Genomic DNA, 25364 nt, shown 5'->3' with positions numbered 1-25364 from the left:
TGCAAATGACCCAACTGTTTTTCTTTAGCTTCTTTTTTATGTCACCTTAGTGGGGGCTATTCGTTACGCGAGAAACAAGCTAAAGACGAACAGACAGCCTCCTTAACCAAGGGGGCTTTTTTGTATGAATAAGACAGGGAGCGACAATGACAGAACCGCAGTATTCGCTAGACGAGATCCGAACTAACGTCAGCCGTATCGATAACGAAATTCTTAAGCTGCTTGCCGAGCGCCGCCAGCTCAGCCTTGAAGTCGCCAAGAGCAAAATCCAAACCGCCAAGCCCGTGCGCGATCAGACCCGCGAGCAAGAATTGCTGCTGCGCCTAATCGAAACAGGCCAGTCATTGCAGCTTGACGCCCAGTACGTTACCCAGATCTTCCATACCATTATCGAAGACTCCGTCTTGTTCCAGCAAGCTTTCCTGCAAAAGATCGCCAACCCAGAGAGCCTGCAACCTGTCGCGCGCGTCTCTTTCCTCGGCGCCAAAGGGTCTTACTCCAACCTGGCCAGCCGCAGCTATTTCAGCAAGAAGCAAACCAAATTGGTGGAGATCAGCTGCTCGACCTTCCGCGATGTGCTGCATACGGTAGAAATTGGCAACGCCGACTATGGTGTGCTGCCAATCGAAAATACCAGCTCGGGCTCAATCAACGAAGTCTATGACTTGCTGCAGCACACGAGCCTGTCGATTGTCGGTGAGATCAACCAGCCTATCGAACACTGCCTGCTGGCAGCGGTTGATACCAAGCTAGAAGATATTGATACCCTTTACTCCCACCCACAACCGCACCAGCAGTGTAGCGAGTACCTGCACTCAATGGGTAATATCACCCAGGAGTACTGCTCAAGCACTGCAGAAGCAATGAAGCAAGTGGCTGAACTCAAGCTACCGAACGTGGCCGCTATCGGTAATGCCTCAAGTGGCGAGCTGTATGGGCTGACTCCAATCAAGACCAATATTGCCAACCAGCAGGAAAACTACACCCGCTTCATTGTGGTTGCCCGTAAACCGGTGGAAGTCACCTCGCTGATCCCTGCCAAGACCACCCTGACCATGTCGACCGCGCAGAAAGCCGGTTCATTGGTAGAGTGTCTGTTGGTTCTGCGTAACCTCAACATCAATATGACCAAGCTGGAATCACGCCCGGTGATCGGTAACCCGTGGGAAGAGATGTTCTACGTCGATGTCGAGGAAAACCTGAAATCAGAAGTGATGCAGGAAGCATTGGAAGAGCTGACCCGCCTCACCCGCTTTATCAAAGTGCTTGGCTGCTACCCGAGCGAGAACGTCAAGCCAGTTGATCCTGAAACGGGTGATTTGATTTAAGGCTGTAGGTGGCATATTACTGAATAGGATGTCAAAACCTACCCAATAGGGACATTGGGTTGGAGCTACATGGATGTATTTACTGCGATTTTGGCATTCCTGTTCAGTGATGTGCCAGTGCTCCCGCTAAAGACTACACCCAGTATCAAAATGACGTCTATCTAGATGCAAAACCAGCTAAAAACAAAAAGCCCACGCACTGCGAAGTACGTGGGCTTTGTTGTTTATGTCGCAGCCGCTGTGCTTAGCGACCTGACGAGGTACGGTGAGTCGAGTCGTTCGCCTGTCTAAGTAATCCCTGGCTCTCGGTTAAAAAATGCTGGGCGTAATCCCCAAACCAATTTTCAACCCGGCCAAAGGCCTGCTTGAATGTCTCTTTGTCTTGGTTATCCAGCATCGCAATCGCTTCGCCAAAGCGTTGGTGGAAACGCTTGATCATCGCGATGTTCTGCGGTGACGACATAATGATATCAGCATACAGCTGGGCATCCTGCGCAAACAGGCGGCCAACCATCGCCAGCTCCAAGCGGTAGATTGGCGAGCTGAGTGACATCAACTGCTCTAGCTTAGGATCTTCCTCTGCTAAGTGAACCCCATACGCAAAAGACGTAAAGTGGCGCAGCGCCTGGATCAAGGTCATGCCTTCATCGTGCTCAATCGCACTGATCCGGTTCAGGGTCGCCCCCCAAATCTGGATCTGCTCCAGCAGCCACTGGTAGCTTTCCGGGTTGCGGCCATCGCAGTACGCAACAACCTGCTTGGCCAAACTGGCAATGTCAGGACCAAACATCGGGTGCAAGCCGACAACCGGCCCACGGTGCACTTCCAACATGGCTTGCAGCGGACCGCTCTTCACCGACGTTAGATCGGCAAGGATACAGTCTTCCGGCAGGTTGCCCAGCTTGGAAATAATGGTTTCGGTGATATTGATCGGCACCGACACCACCACCATACCGGCATCAACCAGCAGCTCGTCCGCCCTATCCCAGTCCTGGCTACCCAGTTTGCGTACCTGGTAACCCGACAATTCGAACAGACGGCAGAACAAGCCACCCAATTGACCATGACCACCAACAACCACAATCGGGCGTAGCTCAGGCTTGAGGCATTTAAAGCCAGAATCATTTTCGCTGGCGTAAGACTCACGCATGGTTCGGCGCAGGATATCTTCGATAAGATCCGGCGGCACCCCTTTGCTTTCTGCTTCCTGTCGGCGTGAAGCCAACATGGCTGCTTCACGGTCTGGGGCATAAATCGGCAAGCCATGCTGGCTTTTCACATGGCCGACCTCTTCGACCAATGACAGACGGCGAGCAAGTAGCTCAACCATCTGGCGGTCGACATCATCAATTTGATCTCTTAGTTTGCTCAGTTCAGCAACCATCTATGGCTCTCTGCTTTAGGTGGCGAAATTAGTCTTCAACACGCTGTTGAAGGAATGGCGTTAGTTCCTGATGCGCATGACGAAGCAGGGTATCTGTTGATTCCCAGTTGATACACGCATCGGTGATAGACACACCGTAAGCCATTTCTCCCCGCGGAAGATCCGCACTTTGGTTTCCTTCATTAATGTGGCTCTCCAGCATCAAACCGATAATGGACTTGTTGCCCTCACGGATTTGGTGGATCACATCTTCGGCAACCAGCGGCTGACGACGATAATCCTTACGGGAGTTAGCATGGCTACAGTCTACCATCAGCGAAGGAGAAAGACCTGCCGCATTCATCTCGTTTTCACACTCGGTCACAGAGACTGAATCGTAGTTAGTTTGTTTACCACCACGCAGGATAACGTGACCATCCGGGTTACCTTGGGTATTTAGCAGCGCAACCTGACCGTCGCGGTTGATCCCCATAAAGCGGTGGCCCGATGCCGCTGCCTGCATGGCATTGATCGCAGTGCTCAAGCTACCGTCAGTACCGTTCTTGAAACCAACCGGCATCGACAAGCCGCTGGCCATTTCGCGGTGAGTCTGGGATTCCGTGGTACGGGCACCGATCGCTGCCCAGCTGAACAGATCGCCAAGGTACTGAGGGCTGATTGGGTCAAGAGCCTCAGTGGCTAGCGGGATCCCCATCTCAACCAGATCAATCAGTAACTGGCGACCGATATGCAGGCCTTCTTCCACCTCGAACGAACCATCAAGGTGCGGGTCATTGATAAGCCCCTTCCAGCCAACCGTGGTACGCGGCTTTTCAAAGTAAACCCGCATCACAATGTACAGCTGATCACTCAGCTCTTCCGATAGTGCTTTTAGCTTCACTGCATATTCTTTGGCGGCTTCAACATCATGGATAGAGCATGGGCCACATACCACCAGCAAACGGTGATCGCGTTTGTGGATGATATCGGCAATGGTCTGGCGAGATTCGCGAATGAAGTTGAGGGCATTTTCACTGACTGGCAGCTTGCTGCGCAGCTCCTGTGGGGTGATCAGTACCGACTCGTTTTCGATATGGACGTTGTTCAACTGGTCTTTTTGCATGCGGGCTTCCCTGTAAACTAATTAATACAAAACTAAAAGAAAAAACAGGAACACCCTGCTGTAAGGCTGACAATAGCAGGCTTGGGGTGACAATTGCAACACAATGTAAAGAAAAAAATCCACCGTAAATTAATATTTACACCCATAGCTTTTTTGGCGGTATCCATCAAAGCCAGTTACCATAATGGCAATGCCCACTCGCACTCCCTATGGCAATGGAACTGATTTTTTCTCTCTTACAGCAGCTCAGCGTGTACCTGGTACTGGCCTACCTGCTTAGCAAAACCCCGCTGTTTATGCCCCTGACCTCTATCTCAGGCCGGCTGTCACAGCGCTTTACCTGCTACATCCTGTTTTCCCTCTTTTGTATTTTAGGCACTTACTTCGGATTACACATAGAAGATGCCATTGCCAATACCCGAGCAATCGGTGCAGTCATGGGTGGATTGCTCGGCGGACCGGTTGTTGGCTTTGCTGTTGGGCTAACAGGCGGTCTTCACCGCTATACCCTTGGCGGCTTTACCGATCTGGCCTGCGCCATCTCCACTACCGCCGAAGGGCTGATTGGCGGGATCATGCACAGTTACTATGTCCGCCGGGGCCAAGCCGACCAGATTTTCCGCCCGCAAGTGGTGTTTGTGATCACTTTGGTGGCCGAAATCGTCCAGATGCTGATCATCCTTGCGGTTGCTCAGCCATTTGAAAAAGCATTGGGGCTCGTCAGTGCCATCGCCCTACCAATGGTCATAGCCAACTCTGTGGGCGCGGCGTTTTTCATGAGTATCATCCAAGACCGAAAAACCATTTACGAGAAATACTCTGCGGCGTTTTCCAGCCGTGCACTGAAAATTGCCCAGCGTTCGGTTGGGATCTTCAGCCAGGGCTTCAATGAGCAGAGCACAAAAAAAATCGCCAAGATCATCTATGAAGAAACCGGTGTCGGTGCCGTTGCCATTACCGACCGAGAGAAAATCCTCGCCTTCATCGGTATCGGAGATGATCACCATTTACCGGGTACACCGATATCCTCCGGCTACACCCGCCGCGCCATTGATGGCTGCGAGTTGGTCTACGCCGATGGCTATGATATCCCCTACCAATGCTCCCTCCATCAGAAATGCAAACTCGGCTCCGCCTTGGTGATCCCACTGGTTGGCGGTAACCAGGAGGTATTGGGTACGATCAAACTCTACGAGCCCAAACGTAAGCTGTTTTCCACCGTCAATCTCACTCTGGGAGAAGGTATCGCCAAACTGCTGTCCAACCAGATCCTGACGGGCCGTTATATCCAGCAACAGAATCTGCTGACCCAAGCAGAGCTGCGTCTGTTACAAGCTCAGGTAAACCCGCACTTCCTGTTCAATGCGCTCAATACCATCAACTCGGTGGTCAGGCGCGATCCGGACAAGGCTCGCCAGTTGATCCAACATCTGTCGCAATTCTTCCGTCGTAACCTCAAGCAAAATATCGAGACGGTAACCCTGCAGGAAGAATTGCAGCACATTCATGCCTACTTAGAAATTGAGCTGGCCCGCTTCTCCGATCGGCTCAGTGTTGAAGTGAATGTGGCTAACGAGTTGATGACCATGAAGGTACCCACTTTTACCCTTCAGCCGCTGGTTGAAAATGCGATAAAACACGGCACCTCATCACTGCTGGAAAATGGTAAAATTTCCATAAATGGTTTTGTCGAGCAGGATCACGTCATCCTCGAAGTTGAGGACAATGCAGGCAACTATGCCCCTGTCGGGGAAGAAAGCGGCCTTGGCATGAAAATCGTCGACAAACGCCTGAAGAACATGTTTGGTAAACAATACGGCCTAACCATGACCTACCAAGCACACGAATGGACCCGGGCAACCATAAAACTGCCCGTTGATACCCTCACACACCGTAACGGAGAACATGCGGCATGATTAAGGCCCTTGTCATTGATGATGAAAAATATGCCAGGGAAGAGCTGATCGACCTGCTGGAAGAAAATGGTTCAGTCGAGGTGATCGGCGAGTGTAGTAATGCCATTGAAGCACTGAAGAAAATCAATGCTCTCAAGCCCGATGTTATCTTCCTCGATATCCAGATGCCGCAAATTACCGGTATCGAGATGCTGAGCATGCTCGACCCCGATACCATGCCCAAAGTGGTTTTCGTGACTGCCTACGACGAATATGCTCTCAAAGCATTCGAAGACAATGCCTTTGACTATCTGCTCAAGCCGGTGGAAACCTGCCGCCTGACCAAGACCATCAAACGCTTGGTGCGGGAATGCCAGCCTGCCGATTATTCGCCGCTAACGACTGACATGCTGGAGCTGATTCCCTGCAGCGGCCACAACCGGATTTTATTGCTTCGCCCCGATGAAATCGAAACCGCTTTTTCCGACTTGAGCGGCGTCCACGTCGTCAGCAGTGATACCAAGGCAACCACCCAGCTGACATTAAAAACGCTAGAGGAAAAGACCCCGCTGATCCGTTGCCACCGCCAGTACCTGATCCACCCAACCGCAATCAGGGAAATCAGGCTGCTGGAAAACGGCCTGGCTGAAATTACCACACTCAGTAATCACCAAGTCCCCGTCAGCCGCCGGTATCTCAAGGAGCTCAAAGACCGCTTCGGGTTAAGTTGAGCCCACTTTTCTCTCCCCAAGGAAACGACAGAGGAAGGCCTCCTCTGTCCTTAGCTATCCCGTTATCAGTAAAGCCCAAACACATCCCAGTTACCCGTCCAAAACCTCCCTGCTGGCAAGGTTCAGGTCACAATACCCTGACAGCGATCACGGAATTAAAATTCCCTCTTAAACCGCTTATCCCTCGGTAAAACCGCTCACCTAACTCGATAAAACCGCTTAATGGCATTATCGACCACTCACCCTGCCATACAACCACTCACCCCTTTTACGGATGAAAATTGCAGCCAAACGTTTAGGATGGCAGCTATCAAAATAAGTTTTGCGCAGTTGCCGAGGGTGTTGAGGCACGGAACGCAAAGCTACACCAACCCCACTCCAATAGGATTAGAGAGACAAGATATGGCCTGGTTTCTGATGTGTGTCGCAGCGCTGGTAGGTGGCTACTTCATCTACGGTGCATTCATTGAAAAAGTTTTCGGTATCAACGAAAAACGCCAAACTCCTGCTTTTACCAAGCAGGACGGCGTTGACTACGTTCCGATGTCGAACAAAAAAGTTTACCTTGTTCAGCTACTTAACATTGCCGGTGTTGGCCCGATTTTCGGCCCAATAATGGGTGCGCTTTACGGCCCAGCGGCGATGCTGTGGATTGTACTGGGCTGTATCTTCGCCGGTGCGGTACACGACTACTTCTCAGGCATGCTATCAGTTCGTAACGGTGGTGCTTCTGTACCAACCATTACCGGCCGCTACCTGGGCAATGGCGCCAAACACTTTATGAATATCTTTGCCATTGTTCTTCTGCTGCTTGTTGGTGTGGTATTCGTTTCGGCTCCAGCAGGTATGATCACAAACCTGGTTAACGAGCAAACCGGCATGGGCATGTCGATGACAACCATGGTGGTTATCATCTTCGCTTACTACATCATCGCCACTATCGTGCCTGTTGATAAAATTATCGGCCGCTTCTACCCGCTGTTCGGCGCGCTGCTGATCTTCATGTCTGTTGGCCTTATCACAGCTATCGCCTTCTCTAGCGAGCACACATTGCTTGGCGATTACGAGATGAGCCAGATGTTCACTAACATGAACCCGAATGACCTGCCACTATGGCCTGCTCTATTCATCACTATCGCTTGTGGTGCTATCTCTGGCTTCCACGCAACCCAGTCTCCGCTGATGGCACGTTGTATGGAAAATGAGAAGAACGGCCGTTTCGTATTCTACGGAGCAATGATTGGTGAAGGTGTTATCGCCCTTATCTGGTGTGCCCTAGCCCTGTCTTTCTTCGGCTCAGTTGAAGCACTACAGGAAGCCGTATCTAACGGTGGTCCGGGTAACGTGGTTTACAGCTCTTCTATCGGCCTACTGGGCGTATTCGGCGGTATCATCGCTTTCCTAGGCGTGGTTATCCTACCGATTACATCTGGTGACACTGCATTCCGCTCAAGCCGCCTGATCCTGGCTGAGTACTTCAACATGGAGCAGAAGTCACTGCGCAACCGCCTGTTGATGGCTATCCCACTGTTCGTTATCGGCGGTATCTTGACCCAAGTTGACTTCGGTATCATCTGGCGCTACTTCGGCTTTGCTAACCAAAGCACCGCAGTAATGATGCTATGGACCGCTTCGGCTTACCTGCTACGCCACAACAAGCTGCACTGGGTAACGACGGTGCCAGCTATCTTCATGACTACGGTATGTATTACCTTCATCCTGAACAACGGCCAGCTAGGTTTCGGCCTACCGATGACGGTATCGACTATCGCAGGTATCGTAGGCTCACTATCTATCGCCGGCTATGTTATCAAGCGCTCGAAAGGCAAAGGCGAAACGGATCTTGCTGACGAAGAGAGTATCGAAGGCAGCACTGAGACCGCGTAAGTTTTCACCTCCCCCTGAAAACGCAAAAACCAGCCGCAAGGCTGGTTTTTTTATATCTGGCGATGGGCGATGGGCGATGGGCGATGGGCGATGGGCGATGGGCGATGGGCGATGGGCGATGCAGATTGTTTGCAAAAGCCTGATCCTGTCAAGATCTTGCTTTAGTTCTTTTCTTTTTCACTAGCCTCCGGTCATTATTCCTCTTGCCTTGGTATATTGCTATTCCGCTAGCCTCTGGCTGTATAACCATGCTCTACTGCTCTTTCACTAACCTCTGGCCGGATTTCCCATAGCCTTACTCTAATGTCCTATTACAAGCCTCTAGCCACATTTCCATAGCCGTGTTCTATGCACTTCCACTGACCTATGGCCTATGGCCTCCAGCCAAATCAACGTCAAAAAAAAGCCCACCTTGCGGTGGGCTTTTTCAATAAACGTCTTACGCGTCGCGAATTACTTAGAAGTAAGCTTCTCGCGGATACGTGCAGATTTACCTGAACGCTCACGTAGGTAGTACAACTTGGCACGACGTACTGCACCACGACGCTTAACAGTAATGCTGTCAACTAGTGGAGAGTGAGTTTGGAACGCACGCTCAACGCCTTCACCGTTAGAGATCTTACGAACGGTGAACGCAGAATGTAGACCACGGTTACGCTTAGCGATTACAACGCCTTCGAAAGCCTGTAGACGCTCGCGGTTACCTTCTTTTACCTTAACCTGAACAACAACAGTGTCACCTGGTGCGAAAGTTGGTAGGTCTTGTTTTAGTTGCTCGTCTTCGAGCTGCTTAATGATGTTACTCATTGGTATATACCCTAGAATAAACTGATACTAAATTAATTAAATGCTTGCTTTATGTTCGCGGATAAATTCCGCCAGCAAGAATTCCTGATCGTCAGTCAGAGCTAGGTTTTCCAGGAGCTCTGGTCTTCTCAGCCAGGTTCGGCCCAGCGATTGTTTCAACCGCCAGCGGCTAATGTCCTTGTGGTTGCCAGACAACAAGACCTTAGGGACTTCCTGCCCGTCCAACACTTCAGGACGCGTATAATGAGGGCAATCTAGCAAGCCGTTGGCGAAAGAATCTTCTTCCGCTGACGCAAAGTCACCCAGTACACCCGGTACAAACCGGACGACTGCATCGACCAAGGTCATGGCTGGTAGTTCACCACCCGTCAGCACAAAATCGCCGATAGACCATTCTTCGTCTACCTCTTGTTGGATAATGCGCTCATCTACCCCTTCGTAGCGGCCACAGATAAGAATCAAATTCTCGTTCTGTGCCAGCTCCTCAACACCCGCTTGATCAAGCTTACGGCCCTGAGGTGATAGGTAAATCACTTTAGCCTGGCCTTCTACGGATTGCTTGGCAGCGTGAATGGCATCGCGCAAAGGCTGCACCATCATCAACATGCCCGGTCCGCCACCATATGGTCGATCATCAACCGTTCGGTGTTTGTCGTGGGTAAAATCACGAGGATTCCACGTTTCCACTGACAAAAGGCCTTTTTTTACCGCCTGGCCTGTTACCCCAAAATTGGTAATGGCATTAAACATGTCAGGAAACAGGCTGATTATGCCTACCTTCATTTGTTCACCTATTACCGGGGATTAAAATCCAGGATCCCAGTCAACTTCGATCCGCTGAGCAGTGCGATCAATCGACTTGATGACCTGCTCATCGAGGAACGGGATTAAACGTTCCTTCTGGCCAAAAGCATCTTTCAGGTTGGCTTTGACTACCAAAACGTCGTTGGAACCTGTTTCCAGGATGTCAGTGACTTTACCTAGGTCGTAACCTTCGGTAGTGACCACTGTCATTCCATACAACTCACGCCAGTAGAACTCGTCATCTGACAGTGCTGGTAGTTGTTCAGCCAATACGTAGACTTCAGCATTAGTGAACATCTGTGCATCCTCACGGATATCCAGACTTTCTAGCTTAGCGACTAACCCCTGACCATGGCGTTTCCACGATTCAACGCGGAACTCCTTCCACTCACCCTTAACTTTGATAAACCAAGGCTGATAGGAAAAAATGCTTTCAGCTTCTTCGGTGTAAGAAAAAACTTTGAGCCAACCCTTGATGCCATAAGTGGAACCAAGTTTCCCAACAACAATGCGGTCTTGTGTACTCATCGCTTCTCTATTACCTGACATGCTAATTAAGCCGCTTTAGCAGCGTCTTTGATTAGCTTAGCTGCGCGGTCAGACACAGTTGCGCCTAGACCAACCCAGTGGTTAACACGGTCAAGGTCAAGACGTAGACGTTCTTCCTGACCCTTAGCTAGCGGGTTGAAGAAACCAATTTTTTCAATGTTACGACCGTCGCGAGCAGCGCGAGAGTCAGCAACAACGATTTGATAGAATGGACGCTTCTTAGCGCCGTGACGTGCCAAACGAATGGTAACCATATCGTCCTCTTTGCATTACTGTAAATGAAATCGGCCCCGAAATGGATATAACGGGGCCCGTGCCAAATTAAGCTCGGGAATTTTACTCTTTAAACTGACGAATGCAACCGCTTTAGCTAAATTTTCACCAGTAAAAGTAAGTTGACTTCCCCAAGCTCAATGATTTGGTGGAAGGTTACCGCTTAGCGACCGAACATTCCGCCCATGCCACCACCCGGTGGCATCATGCCTTTCATATTGCGCATCATGTTCTTCATACCGCCCTTCTGCATCTTTTTCATCATCTTCTGCATCTGGGTAAACTGCTTAAGCAGACGGTTGACGTCCTGTACCTGGGTACCAGAACCCATGGCGATACGCTTCTTGCGCGAGCCTTTGATCAGCTCAGGACGCTCACGCTCTTTCGGCGTCATCGAGTTAATGATAGCTTCCATCTGGTTGAACATCTTATCGTCAACCTGATCTTTGACATTGTCTGGCAGCTGCGACATACCCGGCAGCTTGTCCATCATGCCCATCATGCCGCCCATGCTCTTCATCTGCTGCAGCTGGCCGCGGAAGTCTTCCAGATCGAAGCCTTTCTTCTCTTTGAATTTCTTCGCCAGCTTCTCGGCTTTTTCCTTGTCGACGTTGCGCTCTAGATCTTCGATCAGAGACAGTACGTCACCCATACCAAGGATACGAGACGCCACACGGTCTGGGTGGAATGGTTCCAGCGCATCGGTCTTCTCACCGATACCCAAGAATTTGATTGGCTTGCCAGTGATATGACGAACAGACAACGCCGCACCGCCTCGCGCATCACCGTCGACCTTGGTCAGGATCACACCGGTCAGTGGCAGGGCTTCGTCAAACGCTTTCGCCGTATTGGCCGCATCCTGACCCGTCATGGCATCAACCACGAACAGGGTTTCGACAGGATTGATAGCCTTATGGACATCCTTGATTTCATCCATCATTTCGCTGTCAACATGCAGGCGACCTGCGGTATCGACAATCAGGACATCGTAGAATTTCAGCTTGGCTTCAGCGTGCGCCGCGGTAACGATATCTACCGGCTTCTGATCGGGCGTCGACGGGAAGAAGTCAACATCCAGATCGTTGGCAAGGGTTTCTAGCTGCTTGATCGCCGCAGGGCGGTAGACGTCGGCAGACACTACCATCACTTTCTTCTTCTGGCGCTCTTTGAGCAGCTTACTCAGCTTACCGACACTGGTGGTTTTACCGGCACCCTGCAGGCCCGCCATCAAGATAACCGCTGGCGGTTGGCTTGCGAGGTTCAGGTCTTCATTACCTTCACCCATGACCGCTTCAAGCTCAGCCTGAACGATCTTGATAAATTCCTGGCCTGGCGTCAGGCTCTTCGATACTTCAGTGCCTACCGCACGTTCTTTGACGCGCTTGACGAAGTCACGGACAACAGGAAGCGCAACATCAGCCTCGAGTAACGCCATACGTACTTCACGCAGCGTATCCTTGATGTTGTCGTCCGTCAGGCGACCACGGCCGCTGACATTCTTAAGCGTTCGCGATAAACGCTCCGTTAAATTTTCGAACATGTGCTACTCGCTCGTTACGCAACTAATCGATATGATCTGGCTAGTATAACGCAATCCTTACCCTGCTTTCATGTCCTGACGGACACTTTCACTGTGATATCCCCTGATAAAACGGCTTCAGTATGCTTTTGATCTCGCTTTATCATGGCGAGAGGGCGGCTAGCAAGGTATAATTGCGAACTCTTACCATCTTAAATAGTTAAGTTTACTATGGATATGTTGATTGCCGTAATGGCGGCATGCCTTTACTTTCTTGCCCTAGGGCTGGTTGTACCGGGCCTTACCAACAACAATGGCATCAAGACCAAACCGGTCTTTGTTTGTGCCGTGGCCGCTATTGCCCTTCATATCCTGCTGCTCAAAGATCTCATACTGGGTGGACAGGGACAAAACCTCAGCATTTTAAATGTCGCTTCGTTGATCAGCTTGCTGATTGCAACCATCACTTCCGGTGCCATGCTAAAAATGCGAGTCTGGTTCCTATTGCCGGTGGTTTACAGCTTTGCCGCAATAAATCTTACGGCCGCCACATTCTTGCCGGGCGCCTTCATTACCCACCTGGAAACCCATCCAGAAGTACTCTTGCATATTTCGCTGGCTCTTTTCTCCTACTCAACCCTGATGATAGCGACCTTGTACGCGATTCAACTGGCTTGGTTGGATCACAAGCTTAAAAACAAGAAGAGCCTGCTGATAAACCCTAACATCCCTCCTTTAATGATGGTCGAACGCCAGCTTTTCAAGATCATTTTAGTTGGCAATTCACTGTTGACTGTTACCTTGATAACCGGGTTTATTTTCATCCAAGATATGCTGGCACAGGGCAAAACCCACAAGGCTGTATTTTCCCTGATGGCGTGGTGTGTCTACTCCGTGCTGCTGTGGGGGCATTACCAGAAAGGCTGGCGTGGACGCCGTGTGGTCTGGTTCAGCATGATCGGCGCATTCCTACTGACACTGGCCTATTTTGGCAGTCGCTTCGTCAAAGAAATCATTATTGGGGCATAAATCCGTGCCCCATTCATTGACACCCAGTGCGTCTGGGTACAAAGTTCAAGTAACAGAAACGTTAAGGAAATAGGTTTTTGGACGATATATCCACGGGGATTTTATTCTCTCTCCTGATATTACTTCTTGTTATTTCCGGATATTTTTCCGGCTCTGAAACCGGAATGATGTCTCTCAACCGCTATAAGTTGAGGCATCAGGCCAACCAGGGACACCGTGGGGCGAAACGAGTCGAGAAGCTCCTTGCACGCCCAGACAGGCTAATCGGCCTGATCCTGATCGGAAATAACCTCGTCAACATTCTTGCTTCGGCCATCGCGACCATCCTCGGTATGCGCCTCTACGGTGACATGGGTGTCGCCATTGCCACTGGTGCGCTGACCTTGGTCGTACTGGTCTTTGCCGAAGTCACCCCGAAAACCCTCGCCACCCTCTACCCAGAGCGGATCTCCTTTGCCAGCAGCATCGTACTGCAGCTGCTGATGAAACTGCTCTATCCGCTGGTATGGTTTGTCAACGGTATCACCAATAGCTTCCTGCTTTTGTTAGGGTTACGGGTAGACAAATCCCATGACGGTAAGCTCAGCTCGGATGAACTGCGCACGGTGGTGAATGAAGCCGGCGGACTGATCCCTCGACGTCACCAGGATATGCTGCTGTCGATCCTCGATTTGGAAAATGTCACGGTGGAAGATTTGATGGTGCCGCGCAGTGAGATCGCCGCCATCAATGTCAATGACGACTGGAAGTCAATTGTACGCCAGCTCAGCCATTCGGCCCACGGACGCATTGTGCTCTACCGCGATACCATCGATGAAGTGGTCGGCATGCTACGAGTACGCGAAGCATACCGCCTGATGATGGACAAGAACGACTTCAGCAAGGAAAACCTGCTTCGAGCAGCGGATGAAGTGTACTTTATCCCGGAGGGCACCCCCCTCAATATCCAATTGCTGAAGTTCCAGCGCAATAAAGAGCGCATTGGCCTGATTGTTGATGAATACGGTGATATTCAGGGCCTTATCACCCTTGAAGATATCCTAGAAGAGATCGTGGGTGAGTTTACCACGTCGATCAGCCCGACCCTGGCCGAAGAAATTACCCCGCAGCCTGATGGCAGCCTAATGATTGAAGGCAGCGCCAATATCCGTGATCTAAACAAAAGTCTCAACTGGGGACTTCCTACGGATGGCCCACGTACCCTCAATGGTTTGATCCTGGAGCATCTTGAAGATATCCCCGACAGTCAACTCAGTATTGAAGTGGCCGGTTACCAAATGGAGATCATCGAGGTCTCCGACAATATGATCAAACAGGTACGGGTGCTACCCAACCAACTGAAGAAGACCGGGTGATCTTACCGACCTAACCCCCTATTCAATAGAAAAAAGCCGGCAATCGCCGGCTTATTCATGTCTAAATCAACATTCGCTGATTGTCTTATCGCTCATTACTTTACGCTAAGCTCTTGCAGCATAGACTCAGGTAGCGCCAGCTCATCATTCTTGTTGACCGCAATACCCTGGTCAAGGATATGGCGGGCAATATCCTTGGCATCATCGAGCGAGTGCATGCTGTAAGTCCCGCACTGGTACTCGTTAAGTTCTGGGATCTTGTCCTGCGACTCAACCTTGAGCACATCTTCCATCGCGGCTGTCCAACTGTCAGCAACCTGCTGCTCGCTAGGCGTACCAATAAGGCTCATATAGAAACCGGTGCGACAGCCCATTGGTGAGATATCGATGATTTCAACCTGATCGGAATTAAGATGATTACGCATGAAACCCGCGTACAAATGCTCAAGGGTGTGGATCCCACGCTCACTCAGGATGTCGGCATTCGGGCGGCAGAAACGCAGGTCGAACACCGTAATGGTGTCACCTTTCGGGGTCTGCATCGTTTTAGCTACCCTAACGGCAGGGGCATGCATTCGGGTGTGGTCAACGGTGAAACTATCTAATAGAGGCATTGCTTCCTTACTCCTTGGCCTAGTAACGGACATCACCAACAGCCCGCTACTTAGAATCGTATTAAAAGTTATATCACAGTGCAGCAACCCAGCAAGTGAGTTTTGCAATCGCCTAGTCGCTAGGAATTAAAACGGCCACCAGCTGCGGTTATCCTCCAGTTCCTGACGGCACTGCTTGAGCTGCCAACCATAGTCCTTGGCCTGCTGCTCGACTCGGCGAGATACCCGCAGCAGAGTAGGCTTGGACTTGTAGGTACCGCGACGGTAACCACCACGGCCATCGTGATAGGCCAGATACTGATTGTAGGCATCCCACTTGGAAATCCCCAGCTGGCGCTGGGTTTCATGGCTATACCAACCGATAAACATCAGCGAATCGGCAAAATTAGTACGGGAACCACCATTTCCTGTGGCCTTCTGGTAATCCGACCAAGCGGGATCCTGCGCCTGGGCATAGCCATAGGCACTACTGACCCGTCCCCATGGGATAAAGCCCAGTACGTAATTCTTAGGCGGTCTGGCATCATGGCGGAAACTACTTTCCTGTTTCACAAACGCCATGGCAACTTGCATGGGGGTTCCCCACTCATCCTCCATATCCAATGCAGCCTCGTACCATTTCGGGTACTCACGGAAGATATTGCAGAGGTTGGAGTGGTCTTTGGGAGGAGGTGTCGCACAGCCTGAAAGAATAACAGCACTAAAAAAAATCAGCGCTATCCGCGACATAGTAGATTTTGCAGCCTTTGAATGGGCAAACATGGAACTTCACGCCGTCCTTGTGGTCTGAATATGTGATGGCAGCCAAGCGCTGCTGTCATCCCTGCGAAATGAATTATCGGGCAGCAAGGTCGCTGCCCTCTTTTTTATTTTATATCAGCAAAATACGCATCAAGAAACGCATCAAAAGACAGCTCATCACTGTTTTCTATCTGCTTTTGTCGCTCGACTGACTCTACGGCTTCCTGCTCAAACACGTCCGACGAATAGAACTGATACTGGCGATCATGAAGGCTAGCCGCATGGCCAGCGGCCAAATTATCACCCACCGAGCCAATGCCACCTTGCTTGCGAATAACATCAAGCAACTGTGCCGACAGGGTCAGCTCTGGCTGTTCAATCCATGTCTGCAAACGCGCCAATGTCTCTTGGTAAGCATCATTACCGGCAGCCGTATCCATCGCCTTTGCCACATCGGCCAACTCGCCAAACACACGGGTACCCCAGTCTTTGACTGACAAGCGTTCGCCATTACAGCCAATCTTGAGCATCAGATCTGGGTTGCGGCCATCAAGTACCACACGGTTCCAGTTATCGCGCCAGCACTCCAGTTCGGCATCATCCATAGAGGCCGACGGTGACAGCACCGCCCAGGTCAGGAACATATCCAGGAAACGTACCTGATCGGCAGTAATGCCGATTGGACTGAATGGGTTCACATCCAATGAGCGCACTTCAATATATTCCACCCCGCCACGACTCAAGGCTTCAGACGGTTTTTCACCACTCTGTGCCACTCGCTTTGGACGAATCGGCGCATACAGTTCGTTCTCGATCTGCAATACGTTATCGTTCAGCTGGCGGTACTCACCGTCAACTTTGACGCCAATTTTGGCAAATTCAGCCGATGGGGTACGGATCGCCTTTCTCAGGCCGTCAAGGTACTGCTCTAACCCATTGAAACCAATCTTGAGCGAGCTTTGCTCGTGGTTGGTGTAACCCAAATCGCTCAGGCGCAACGCGGTCGCGTTTGGCAAAAAGTAAGTACCGCAACCGATCTTCTCGAAATCCAGCTTCGATTCGGTGTTCTCGAGGAAAGATCCACACAGTGCCGGGGATGCCCCGAACAGGTAAGGGATCAGCCAGCCAAAGCGGTAATAGTTACGGATCAAACCGAAGTAGGCGTCGGAAACTGTCTCTTGGCGTTCTAACTCCGACTGCTCACCAAACAACTCGTCCCAAAAACTGTCTGGGAAGGAAAAGTTAAAGTGGACCCCGGAGATCACCTGCATGATGCTGCCATAGCGGCGCTTGAGACCCTCGCGATACAAGGTCTTCATTTGACCACTGTTTGAACTGCCGTACTGGGCAAGGGTGATCTCGTCTTGATCCCCGACCACACATGGCATCGACATCGGCCAAAGTTTTTCGTCACCCAGTTTGCTGTAGGTAAACTGATGAATATCACCTAGCTGAGACAGCAAGTGATCAACATCCTGAGAAACAGGCGTAATAAACTCCAGCAATGGCTCGGCAAAATCTGTCGTTACCCATTTATTGGTCAATGCCGATCCCAGCGCTGCCGGATGCGGCTCACCGGAAAGTTTGCCGTTTGGGGTAATACGCAGGGCTTCACGTTCAAGGCCTCTCCCTAGTTGGGTCAGGGCATCAGGATTAGCCGCAACTTTTTGCAGCCTTTGTGAAAAATCCATCACTGTGCTTCTCAATCTTTAACAACTCAGTCCGGTAGATTAATCATAATTAATCCTGATTACCATGATTATTACATCGAAACTCTTTTACCTGGGAGTAACAATCGCACCTACCGGGCCGATAACAAAAAAGAAAGCCGACATTACGCCGGCTCAATTAGGTTTACATGGTTGGCGAAAGCGCCCGAATCGGCAAACCGAGGGTTTCCAGCTGCGGTTTCAGGCTGGCGGCATCACCGACCACGATAATCTGGTAATCCGCCGGGTTGAACCACTTGGCCGCCAGCTCATCGATCCGCGCTTTGGTAATCGATGCGACGATTTCATTACGGGTCTCAACAAAGTTCTCTGGCAATGAGTACGTCAGGATCTGCCCCAGCAGTTGCGCCTTCTTGCTTGGCGTTTCGTAGTTAAGGGCATCTTTCTGTCCTACCGCCAAGCGCATGAAGTTCAGCTCTTCATCCGTTACCCCTTCGCTCGACATTTTTTCGAGCTCGGCCAAAAACTCCTTAACCGAAGGCAGAGTGGCATCAGCCCTCACCTGAGCATAATAGACTGATAGACCGACTTCTTTACCCCCGCTTTGGTAACCGCCAGCTCCATAGGTATAACCTTTGTCTTCACGCAAGTTAAGGTTAATGCGGCTATTGAAGTTACCCGCCAGATTGAAGTTCGCCAGCTGGGTTTCATACAACTCACCGGTGGCATCGAACGGTAGCCCCTGGCGCGCTAGACGGATCACAGTCTGCGGCGCCCCAGGTTTGTCCACCAGCCAGACGGTTTGCTTTGGCATTGCCGGAAGCTCCGGCGTTACATAGGTTGGCTCAGGCATACCCTGCCAGTCAGCAAGAAAACCTAACGATGCGTTCAGCTGGGCTTTGTCGATATCACCAACCACGACAGCATCTGCTCCGTTCGGGGTGTAGTAGCGACGGTAGAAGGCTTTGACATCTTCCAGGGTGATCGACTCGAGCGACGCCTTAGTACCTTCCGGCGGCAAGCTGAAGGAGGTGCCACCGAACAGCACTTCACGGGTTGCCTGCCCCGCCAGCCATGCTGGGCGCTGGTGCTCGTAGATGATACCTTCAAGAGCCTGCTGCTTAACACGATCAAAGTCGGCTTGGTTAAACGCCGGCTGGAACAAGCGCTCTTGCATGATCTCCAGCGTTTCCGGGAGGAACTTGGTCAGAGATGTCACAGAGATCACCGTGCCATATTTGCCAGCCGAGAAACTAACAGTACTGCCCAAGCGATCCAAGCGCGACGACAGCTCTTCCACCGTCGACTTCTGTGATGCTTCGGCCATCATGCTGGCCGTCATCTTGGCTAGACCCGCTTTGCCTTCCGGCTCGAAGCGACGACCCGCCGGTACAACCATTTGTAGCTCTACCGTCGGGGTCTCGCGATACTCAGTGCCCAGCACCTTGATGCCATTGGCCAGCTCGAACTGATATAGCTCCGGCATCACCGCTTCTACCGGTGAAGACGGCTGTGGCATCACCGAACGGTCAAAATCATCAACCGGCACGCGCATTTGCTTTTGCAGTTGCTCTTCAGAGACTTTGGTAATTTCTGGAATAATCCGTGGAGACGGCGTAAAGTTCGGTTTCTCCGCCTCAATGCTGGTGCGCCCTCGCGGTACCACACTCAAGGTCACGTTAGGATGACCATTCAGGTAGCGCATATATGCTTGTTCCATGCTCGCGGTAGTCACCGCACGCAGGTTGCCAAGTTCGGTGCCTAGGTAACCAGGATCATCAAAGAAGGTCTCATAGGCAGCCAACTGCGAGACTTTGCCGCTGACACTCTGCAAGCCGAAGATCGCATTGGCTTCCACCATCCCTTTGAGCTCTTCAAGCTCTTTGGTAGACACCCCTCTCTCCTCAAGCCCAGCAAGGATATCTGTCACTTCGGCGCGCAGTTTTTTCAAATCACCCTGCTTACCGCTTTGGCCAATAGCATAAACATACATGGTACAGGCCAGCTCGGCACAATCATGGAAGGCACCTGCATCGACCACCTTGCCGGTTTTCACCAGGTTCTGGTACATCAGGCTGTTCTTGCCGCCACCGATCACTCTTGCCAGCATATCCAACGAGGCTTCGTCATCAGCACCATTGTAGGATGTCGGCCACGCCATCAGTAGCATCGGCTGCTGGATCTTATCTTCCAGTGTCAGGTAAAGATCATTTTCCAGTGTCACTGTTTGTTTAGCCGGTTTCTCGACTTCAGGGCCGCGAGGAATGCTGCCGTAGTATTTATTTACCCACTCAAGGGTTTGTTCGGCATCGATATCACCACCGATAGTCAAAGTAGCATTGTTCGGGCCATACCAGCGCAGGAAAAACGCTTTGAGATCATTCACATCGACGCGATCGAGATCTTCAACATAACCGATTGTCTGCCATGAATACGGGTGGGTACGTGGGAACAGGGCCTCCCCCATACGCTCGTAAACCAAACCGTAAGGGCGGTTCTCGTAGCGCTGGGCACGCTCGTTTTTCACTGTCGAGCGCTGGATTTCAAACTTGCGCTGGGAAACCGCCCCTAACAGGAAGCCCATACGATCCGCTTCCAGCCACAAGATCTTTTCAAGCTGGTTGGCCGGTACGGTTTGGAAATAATTGGTCCGGTCGCGGTTGGTGGTACCGTTCAATGTACCACCCGCTTCGGTGATCAGTTTGAAATGCTCCTGATCACCGACATGCTCCGAGCCCTGGAACATCATATGTTCGAAGAAATGGGCAAAACCCGACTTACCCAACTCCTCGCGGGCAGAGCCGACATGGTAAGTCATATCAACATGCACCAGGGGATCTGATTTATCCTCATGGAGTACCACGGTCAACCCATTGGCCAACTGGTATTTTGAATACGGGATCACCGGTGTATCAGAAGACGAACCAGCCTTGACCTGTTCAACGAATGTCACCCCTTGCGGTAACTCGGGCGCCCCGGCCTGTTGAGACTGTAGTTGGCTACAGCCTGCCAGTGAGATCAGCGCAATCCCCACTATCCACTTTTGCACTCAATGCCTTCCTTATAATAAACCTTGGACCAACAAGGCTAGTACGGTATAACGCGCCGCTTTTCCCACCATGATGATGAAAAAGCTGAGCCAATGACGCATCCGCAGCCAACCAGCGGCCAGACACAGCGGATCACCGATAACCGGTAACCAGCTGAACAACAACGACCAGTAGCCGTATTTTTTTAGCCATAGTAATGCTTTATGACCGTGTTTTTCTTTAGAAGTTTTATCTGGCAGCAATCTACCCAGCCAATAATTGGTCATTCCGCCAAGGGTATTGCCGATTGTTGCCACGGTAACTACCAACCAGACAGCATTGTCGCCCAACTTCAGCGTCGCGATGAGGTTCGCTTCCGAGCCGCCCGGCAGCAGGGTTGCACTCAAAAAGCCGGTGGTAAACAATACCCACAAGGCTGACTCGCCATTAAATAACTCTAGCATTGATCGTTCTAGTTGATTGATATGGTTGCTGTACCTTACCCGATCTGTAGGCAAAAAAAACGGGCAACCCGAAGGATGCCCGTTTTAAATTGTTGCGATATCTTGCTGTCAGCGACTTAGCCCACCAAAGCCAACAGAATACCGGCAGCTACCGCCGAGCCCAGTACCCCGGCCACGTTCGGCCCCATCGCATGCATCAACAGGAAGTTCTGCGGGTTGGCCTCAAGGCCGACCTTGTTGACCACCCGTGCCGCCATCGGTACCGCCGATACCCCGGCCGCACCAATCAATGGGTTGATATCTTCCTTGCTATAGCGGTTGAGCATCTTCGCCATCAACACACCGCCACCGGTACCGACACTGAATGCCACCGCACCCAGCACCAAGATACCCAGCGTCTCGAAGCGCAGGAACTGCTCTGCAGCGAGCTTAGAGCCCACCCCCAGACCCAACATGATCGTCACGATATTGATCAGCTCGTTCTGTACTGTATTTGACAGGCGATCCACCACACCGGATTCGCGCATCAGGTTACCCAAGCAGAACATCCCGACCAGTGGCGTTGCCGCCGGCAGGAACAAGATCGTCATCAGCAACACCGCCAGCGGAAAGAGGATCTTCTCGCCCTTGCTCACTTCACGCAGCTGCTGCATCTTGATCTGGCGCTCTTCCGGAGTGGTCAACGCTTTCATGATCGGCGGCTGGATGATCGGCACCAAAGCCATATAGCTATAAGCCGCGACCGCAATCGCCCCGAGTAAGTCGGGTGATAATTGGCTGGCGAGGAAAATGGCCGTCGGGCCATCGGCACCACCGATGATCGCAATGGAAGAGGCATCAGCCAGGGTGAACTCCATACCCGGGATGGCATTAAGCAAAATCGCGCCGAACAGAGTGAAAAAGATCCCGAACTGCGCCGCTGCACCAAGCAACAAGGTTTTCGGGTTGGCAATCAATGCCCCGAAATCCGTCATCGCCCCTACGCCCATGAAGATCAGCAGTGGGAAGACACCGGTTTCGATCCCGATATAGTAGATGTAGTACAGCAAGCCCCCCGGCTCGGTAAAGCCAGCATTGGGGATGTTAGCCAAAATTGCTCCAAAGCCCATCGGCAGCAACAGCAAAGGCTCAAAGCCCTTGCGGATCGCCAAGAACAGCAGGCCGGCACCGACCAGCATCATGATCAGCTGGCCGAATTCAAAGTTGGCAATCCCCGTCTCGTTCCAGAGAGTTAATAATCCGTCCATGGTACCCTCTTATGCCAGGCTCAGGATCGGCGAGCCGACTGCCACTGAATCGCCTTCCTTGACATGGAGATCCTGTACCGTACCGCTACGGGCTGCACGGACTTCAGTTTCCATCTTCATCGCTTCGAGGATCACCAAGACATCACCTTCAGATACTTGCTGGCCTGGCTGGACATTGATCTTGAAGATATTGCCCGCCAGTGGCGCCGGTAAATCTTCGGCTGTGCTCGCCTGTGGTGCAGGCGCCGCAGCGCTCGCCGCCGCTGGCTCTACCGAGGTCAGCTCACCGCTAGGGCCAACTTCAACGTTATACACCTGGCCATTGACCTTGACGCTGTAAGCTTCTACCGAGGCAGCACTTGCCGCAGGAGCTGGCTGGGCCGCAGGTGCTGCGACTTCAGGCTCTGTGCCCGGTGCTGGCTCAAACGCCTCTGGGTTGTTGCGGTTTTTCAGGAAGTTCAGGCCAACCTGCGGGAACAGGGCATAAGTCAGTACGTCATCAACCTGCTCATCGGCTAAGGCGATACCCTCGGATTTGGCCTTGGCAACCAATTCGGTGGTCAGCGTATCCAACTCAGCATCAAGCAAGTCCGCCGGGCGGCAGGTGATTGGCTCAGCCCCCTCAAGCACCCGGGTTTGCAACTCGGCATTAACCGGAGCAGGTGTCGCGCCGTATTCGCCTTTGAGTACCCCAGCGGTTTCCTTGCTGATGCTCTTGTAGCGCTCACCAGTCAGCACATTGATCACCGACTGAGTACCGACAATTTGCGATGTCGGGGTGACCAACGGAATAAAGCCGAGATCTTCACGAACACGAGGGATCTCTTCCAGTACCTCATCGAACCGATCCGCTGCGCCCTGCTCCTTGAGCTGGCTTTCCATGTTGGTCAGCATGCCACCCGGTACCTGAGCAAGCAGGATTCGGGCATCCACCCCTTTTAGGCTGCCTTCAAATTTGGCGTACTTCTTACGTACTGTGCGGAAATAGCTGGCGATCGGCTCAAGCTGCTGCAAGTCCAGCTTGGTATCACGCTCGGTGCCTTCCAGCATGGCAATAACCGTTTCCGTTGGTGTATGGCCATAGGTTTGGCTCATTGAAGAGATAGCGGTATCAAGGATATCCAGACCAGCTTCAACCGCCTTAACCGCAGTCGCCGTCGACAGGCCTGTGGTCGCATGGCAGTGCAGCGCCAACGGAACATCACAGGAGGCTTTGATACGCTTGACCAGCTCTTCGGCTTCATAAGGTTTGAGCAGGCCAGACATATCCTTGATACAAATAGAGTGGCAACCAAGATCTTCCAGGCGCTTGGCCAAGTCAGTCCAGGTTTCGAGGTTGTGCACCGGACTGGTGGTATAGGAGATTGTCCCCTGGGCATGGGCACCGACATCAACAGCAGCCTTGACCGCTTTTTCGAAGTTGCGAACATCATTCATCGCATCGAAAATACGGAAGACATCCATTCCGTTGGCGTGGGCACGCTCAACAAACTTCTCAACCACATCATCCGCGTAGTGACGGTAGCCCAGCAGGTTCTGGCCGCGCAGCAGCATCTGCATCGGGGTTTTCGGCATTGCTTGCTTGAGCAAGCGCAGGCGCTCCCATGGGTCTTCACCCAAGTAACGGATACAGGCATCAAAGGTCGCGCCTCCCCAGGTCTCCAATGACCAGTAGCCGACATCATCGAGCTTCTCGGCAATCGGCAACATATCTTCGATGCGAAGACGGGTAGCAAATAACGATTGGTGGGCATCACGTAACACAACGTCAGTGATCGCTAATGGCTTGGACATGCTCACAAACTCCTTGTAAAAAATACTTCCTAAAAATCACAATGTTCCCGCGACAGCAACGCTATCGCCTAGGCTTTCTGCTCACGGTAGCGATGTACCGCTGCGGAAATAGCCGCTACAACCTCTGGCTGCACGCCATTGTGATTAACAGCAACTGGTGATGGCTGGCGAGTCGCCTGCGCATCCGATGTCTCTTTAGGCGCAATTTTGGCCAACAGCTGCACTAAATAGATCAAAATACTGAGAAACATGAAAACCACGACCATACCGGTAACCATGATCGTCGCCGCTTCCCACAGCAAAGGACCTAGATCTGCCATAATGCTTCCTTTCATTCATTTTGTAATAGGCGGGTTAACAAATACCACGTTAGGTAAATTTATGTCAAACTGATTAACAACACACCAACCAACGGTGGGTATTTAGCCTTTTTCTGAGGGTTTGATCGTAAAATTACAAAAATCCAGTTTAAATCAGACGTCATCCCCCGTTTAGACTCAACCCACGTCACGGCGGCACAACGCTAACGTCTTTCCAGCCCCCGTATGGAACTTCCTCGTCACCCAGAAATTACGCTTACGTAAACGTAAGTTTTAAGTATCTAAAAATACAAAGTCCTTGTTTTATAACTTATATCAGATTGCAAGCTAGGTTCTGTTATTGCAGTCAAACTCAAAGCGAAAACTTCACCCTATCTATCTGGGGGATAAAATATGCGAGGGAGACAAGGTTAGGTAGTGGATAACCAGAGAAGAGTGGAAGAAGTATAAAGGCGCCAACAAAGCGCAGATAGAAAAAAAGCCCAGCCGAAGCTGAGCTTTTCAATAATGGCGCGTCCGGGAGGATTCGAACCTCCGACCGCCTGGTTCGTAGCCAGGTACTCTATCCAGCTGAGCTACGGACGCGCAGGCAATGCGCTGCAATGCAGTACATGTTGAATAATGGCGCGCTCGGGAGGATTCGAACCTCCGACCGCCTGGTTCGTAGCCAGGTACTCTATCCAGCTGAGCTACGAGCGCACACTTAATTCGGTTTTATAGCACTGCCTTACGGCAATACGTTGTAATAATGGCGCGTCCGGGAGGATTCGAACCTCCGACCGCCTGGTTCGTAGCCAGGTACTCTATCCAGCTGAGCTACGG

General features: G+C 51.6%; 21 protein-coding genes, 2 tRNA genes and 1 other annotated feature. Of the genes, 6 read left to right on the top strand and 17 right to left on the bottom strand.

The window, feature by feature from the left end; translation table 11 throughout:
• The first annotated feature begins 1 nt into the window (after window position 1).
• Window positions 2-124, top strand: a sequence feature (Phe leader region).
• 22 nt (window positions 125-146) lie between these two features.
• Window positions 147-1328, top strand: coding sequence for a prephenate dehydratase (gene pheA, locus R2X38_RS21330; protein ID WP_187463891.1), 1182 nt, complete (start codon window positions 147-149; stop codon window positions 1326-1328).
• A gap of 244 nt (window positions 1329-1572) precedes the next feature.
• On the opposite strand, the gene tyrA is transcribed toward pheA, so the two are convergent.
• Together tyrA and R2X38_RS21320 are read right to left on the bottom strand one after the other, a co-directional pair.
• Window positions 1573-2712, bottom strand: a complete 1140-nt coding sequence (gene tyrA / locus R2X38_RS21325; RefSeq protein WP_317524362.1) for a bifunctional chorismate mutase/prephenate dehydrogenase — start codon at window positions 2710-2712, stop codon at window positions 1573-1575.
• A 28-nt stretch (window positions 2713-2740) separates the two neighbouring features.
• A complete protein-coding gene (locus R2X38_RS21320) occupies window positions 2741-3814 on the bottom strand; it encodes a 3-deoxy-7-phosphoheptulonate synthase (protein ID WP_317524361.1) in 1074 nt (357 codons plus the stop codon).
• 215 nt (window positions 3815-4029) lie between these two features.
• On the opposite strand from R2X38_RS21320, the gene R2X38_RS21315 reads away from it, so the two are divergent.
• The 3 genes from R2X38_RS21315 (at window position 4030) to R2X38_RS21305 (ending at window position 8327) form a co-directional block, all read left to right on the top strand.
• On the top strand, window positions 4030-5730 hold the full coding sequence (locus R2X38_RS21315; protein WP_317524360.1) for a sensor histidine kinase: 1701 nt from the start codon (window positions 4030-4032) through the stop codon (window positions 5728-5730).
• Window positions 5727-6440: a two-component system response regulator BtsR gene (gene btsR, locus R2X38_RS21310; protein WP_317524359.1), complete on the top strand. Its 714-nt coding sequence runs from the start codon at window positions 5727-5729 to the stop codon at window positions 6438-6440. Before R2X38_RS21315 ends, btsR begins: the two co-directional genes overlap by 4 nt.
• Window positions 6441-6842: 402 nt before the next feature.
• A complete protein-coding gene (locus R2X38_RS21305; RefSeq protein WP_317524358.1) occupies window positions 6843-8327 on the top strand; it encodes a carbon starvation protein A in 1485 nt (494 codons plus the stop codon).
• Between the two features lie 453 nt (window positions 8328-8780).
• Here R2X38_RS21305 and rplS read toward each other — a convergent pair whose 3' ends face one another.
• The 5 genes from rplS to ffh all read right to left on the bottom strand — a co-directional run bounded on the left by rplS (window position 8781) and on the right by ffh (window position 12300).
• Window positions 8781-9134, bottom strand: coding sequence for a 50S ribosomal protein L19 (rplS, locus tag R2X38_RS21300; RefSeq protein WP_317524356.1), 354 nt, complete (start codon window positions 9132-9134; stop codon window positions 8781-8783).
• A 36-nt stretch (window positions 9135-9170) separates the two neighbouring features.
• Window positions 9171-9917: a tRNA (guanosine(37)-N1)-methyltransferase TrmD gene (trmD, locus tag R2X38_RS21295; protein WP_317524355.1), complete on the bottom strand. Its 747-nt coding sequence runs from the start codon at window positions 9915-9917 to the stop codon at window positions 9171-9173.
• A 21-nt stretch (window positions 9918-9938) separates the two neighbouring features.
• Complete coding sequence (gene rimM, locus R2X38_RS21290) at window positions 9939-10493, bottom strand: ribosome maturation factor RimM (protein ID WP_317524373.1); 555 nt, start codon at window positions 10491-10493, stop codon at window positions 9939-9941.
• Window positions 10493-10741 carry a 30S ribosomal protein S16 gene (gene rpsP / locus R2X38_RS21285; RefSeq protein WP_039468642.1) on the bottom strand — a complete coding sequence of 83 codons (249 nt, stop codon included), beginning with the start codon at window positions 10739-10741 and terminating at the stop codon, window positions 10493-10495. The genes rimM and rpsP overlap by 1 nt, the downstream gene beginning before the upstream one ends.
• A gap of 182 nt (window positions 10742-10923) precedes the next feature.
• Window positions 10924-12300, bottom strand: coding sequence for a signal recognition particle protein (gene ffh, locus R2X38_RS21280; RefSeq protein WP_317524354.1), 1377 nt, complete (start codon window positions 12298-12300; stop codon window positions 10924-10926).
• Window positions 12301-12510: 210 nt separating this feature from the next.
• On the opposite strand from ffh, the gene R2X38_RS21275 reads away from it, so the two are divergent.
• Together R2X38_RS21275 and R2X38_RS21270 are read left to right on the top strand one after the other, a co-directional pair.
• Entirely contained in the window at window positions 12511-13308 is a 798-nt protein-coding gene (locus tag R2X38_RS21275; RefSeq protein ID WP_317524353.1) for an inner membrane protein YpjD, read from the top strand.
• Window positions 13309-13385: 77 nt separating this feature from the next.
• A complete protein-coding gene (locus tag R2X38_RS21270) occupies window positions 13386-14663 on the top strand; it encodes an HlyC/CorC family transporter (RefSeq protein ID WP_317524352.1) in 1278 nt (425 codons plus the stop codon).
• Window positions 14664-14758: 95 nt separating this feature from the next.
• On the opposite strand, the gene luxS is transcribed toward R2X38_RS21270, so the two are convergent.
• From luxS to R2X38_RS21220, 10 genes are all read right to left on the bottom strand, one after another.
• Complete coding sequence (luxS, locus tag R2X38_RS21265) at window positions 14759-15277, bottom strand: S-ribosylhomocysteine lyase (RefSeq protein WP_317524351.1); 519 nt, start codon at window positions 15275-15277, stop codon at window positions 14759-14761.
• A gap of 126 nt (window positions 15278-15403) precedes the next feature.
• Window positions 15404-16006 (bottom strand): hypothetical protein, encoded by a 603-nt coding sequence (locus R2X38_RS21260; RefSeq protein ID WP_317524371.1) that lies wholly within the window; start codon window positions 16004-16006, stop codon window positions 15404-15406.
• 137 nt (window positions 16007-16143) lie between these two features.
• Complete coding sequence (gene gshA, locus R2X38_RS21255) at window positions 16144-17712, bottom strand: glutamate--cysteine ligase (RefSeq protein ID WP_317524350.1); 1569 nt, start codon at window positions 17710-17712, stop codon at window positions 16144-16146.
• A 160-nt stretch (window positions 17713-17872) separates the two neighbouring features.
• Window positions 17873-20737: a pitrilysin family protein gene (locus R2X38_RS21250; RefSeq protein WP_317524349.1), complete on the bottom strand. Its 2865-nt coding sequence runs from the start codon at window positions 20735-20737 to the stop codon at window positions 17873-17875.
• A 12-nt stretch (window positions 20738-20749) separates the two neighbouring features.
• On the bottom strand, window positions 20750-21181 hold the full coding sequence (locus tag R2X38_RS21245; RefSeq protein ID WP_317524348.1) for a YqaA family protein: 432 nt from the start codon (window positions 21179-21181) through the stop codon (window positions 20750-20752).
• 116 nt (window positions 21182-21297) lie between these two features.
• The gene (locus tag R2X38_RS21240; RefSeq protein ID WP_317524347.1) at window positions 21298-22428 is read right to left on the bottom strand and encodes a sodium ion-translocating decarboxylase subunit beta; all 1131 of its coding nucleotides are present in this window, start codon (window positions 22426-22428) and stop codon (window positions 21298-21300) included.
• 9 nt (window positions 22429-22437) lie between these two features.
• The gene (gene oadA / locus R2X38_RS21235) at window positions 22438-24222 is read right to left on the bottom strand and encodes a sodium-extruding oxaloacetate decarboxylase subunit alpha (RefSeq protein WP_317524346.1); all 1785 of its coding nucleotides are present in this window, start codon (window positions 24220-24222) and stop codon (window positions 22438-22440) included.
• A gap of 68 nt (window positions 24223-24290) precedes the next feature.
• Complete coding sequence (locus R2X38_RS21230; protein ID WP_317524345.1) at window positions 24291-24542, bottom strand: oxaloacetate decarboxylase subunit gamma; 252 nt, start codon at window positions 24540-24542, stop codon at window positions 24291-24293.
• 508 nt (window positions 24543-25050) lie between these two features.
• Window positions 25051-25127: transfer RNA gene (locus tag R2X38_RS21225), tRNA-Arg, on the bottom strand.
• A gap of 37 nt (window positions 25128-25164) precedes the next feature.
• Window positions 25165-25241, bottom strand: a tRNA-Arg gene (locus tag R2X38_RS21220).
• Window positions 25242-25364: the final 123 nt, after the last annotated feature.

The organism is Photobacterium rosenbergii (genome assembly GCF_033022775.1).
In the GTDB taxonomy this organism is placed as follows: Bacteria; Pseudomonadota; Gammaproteobacteria; order Enterobacterales; family Vibrionaceae; genus Photobacterium; species Photobacterium rosenbergii_A.
The sequence above is the reverse complement of the archived record's forward strand: the minus strand, read 5'-3'. Positions and strand labels throughout refer to the sequence as shown.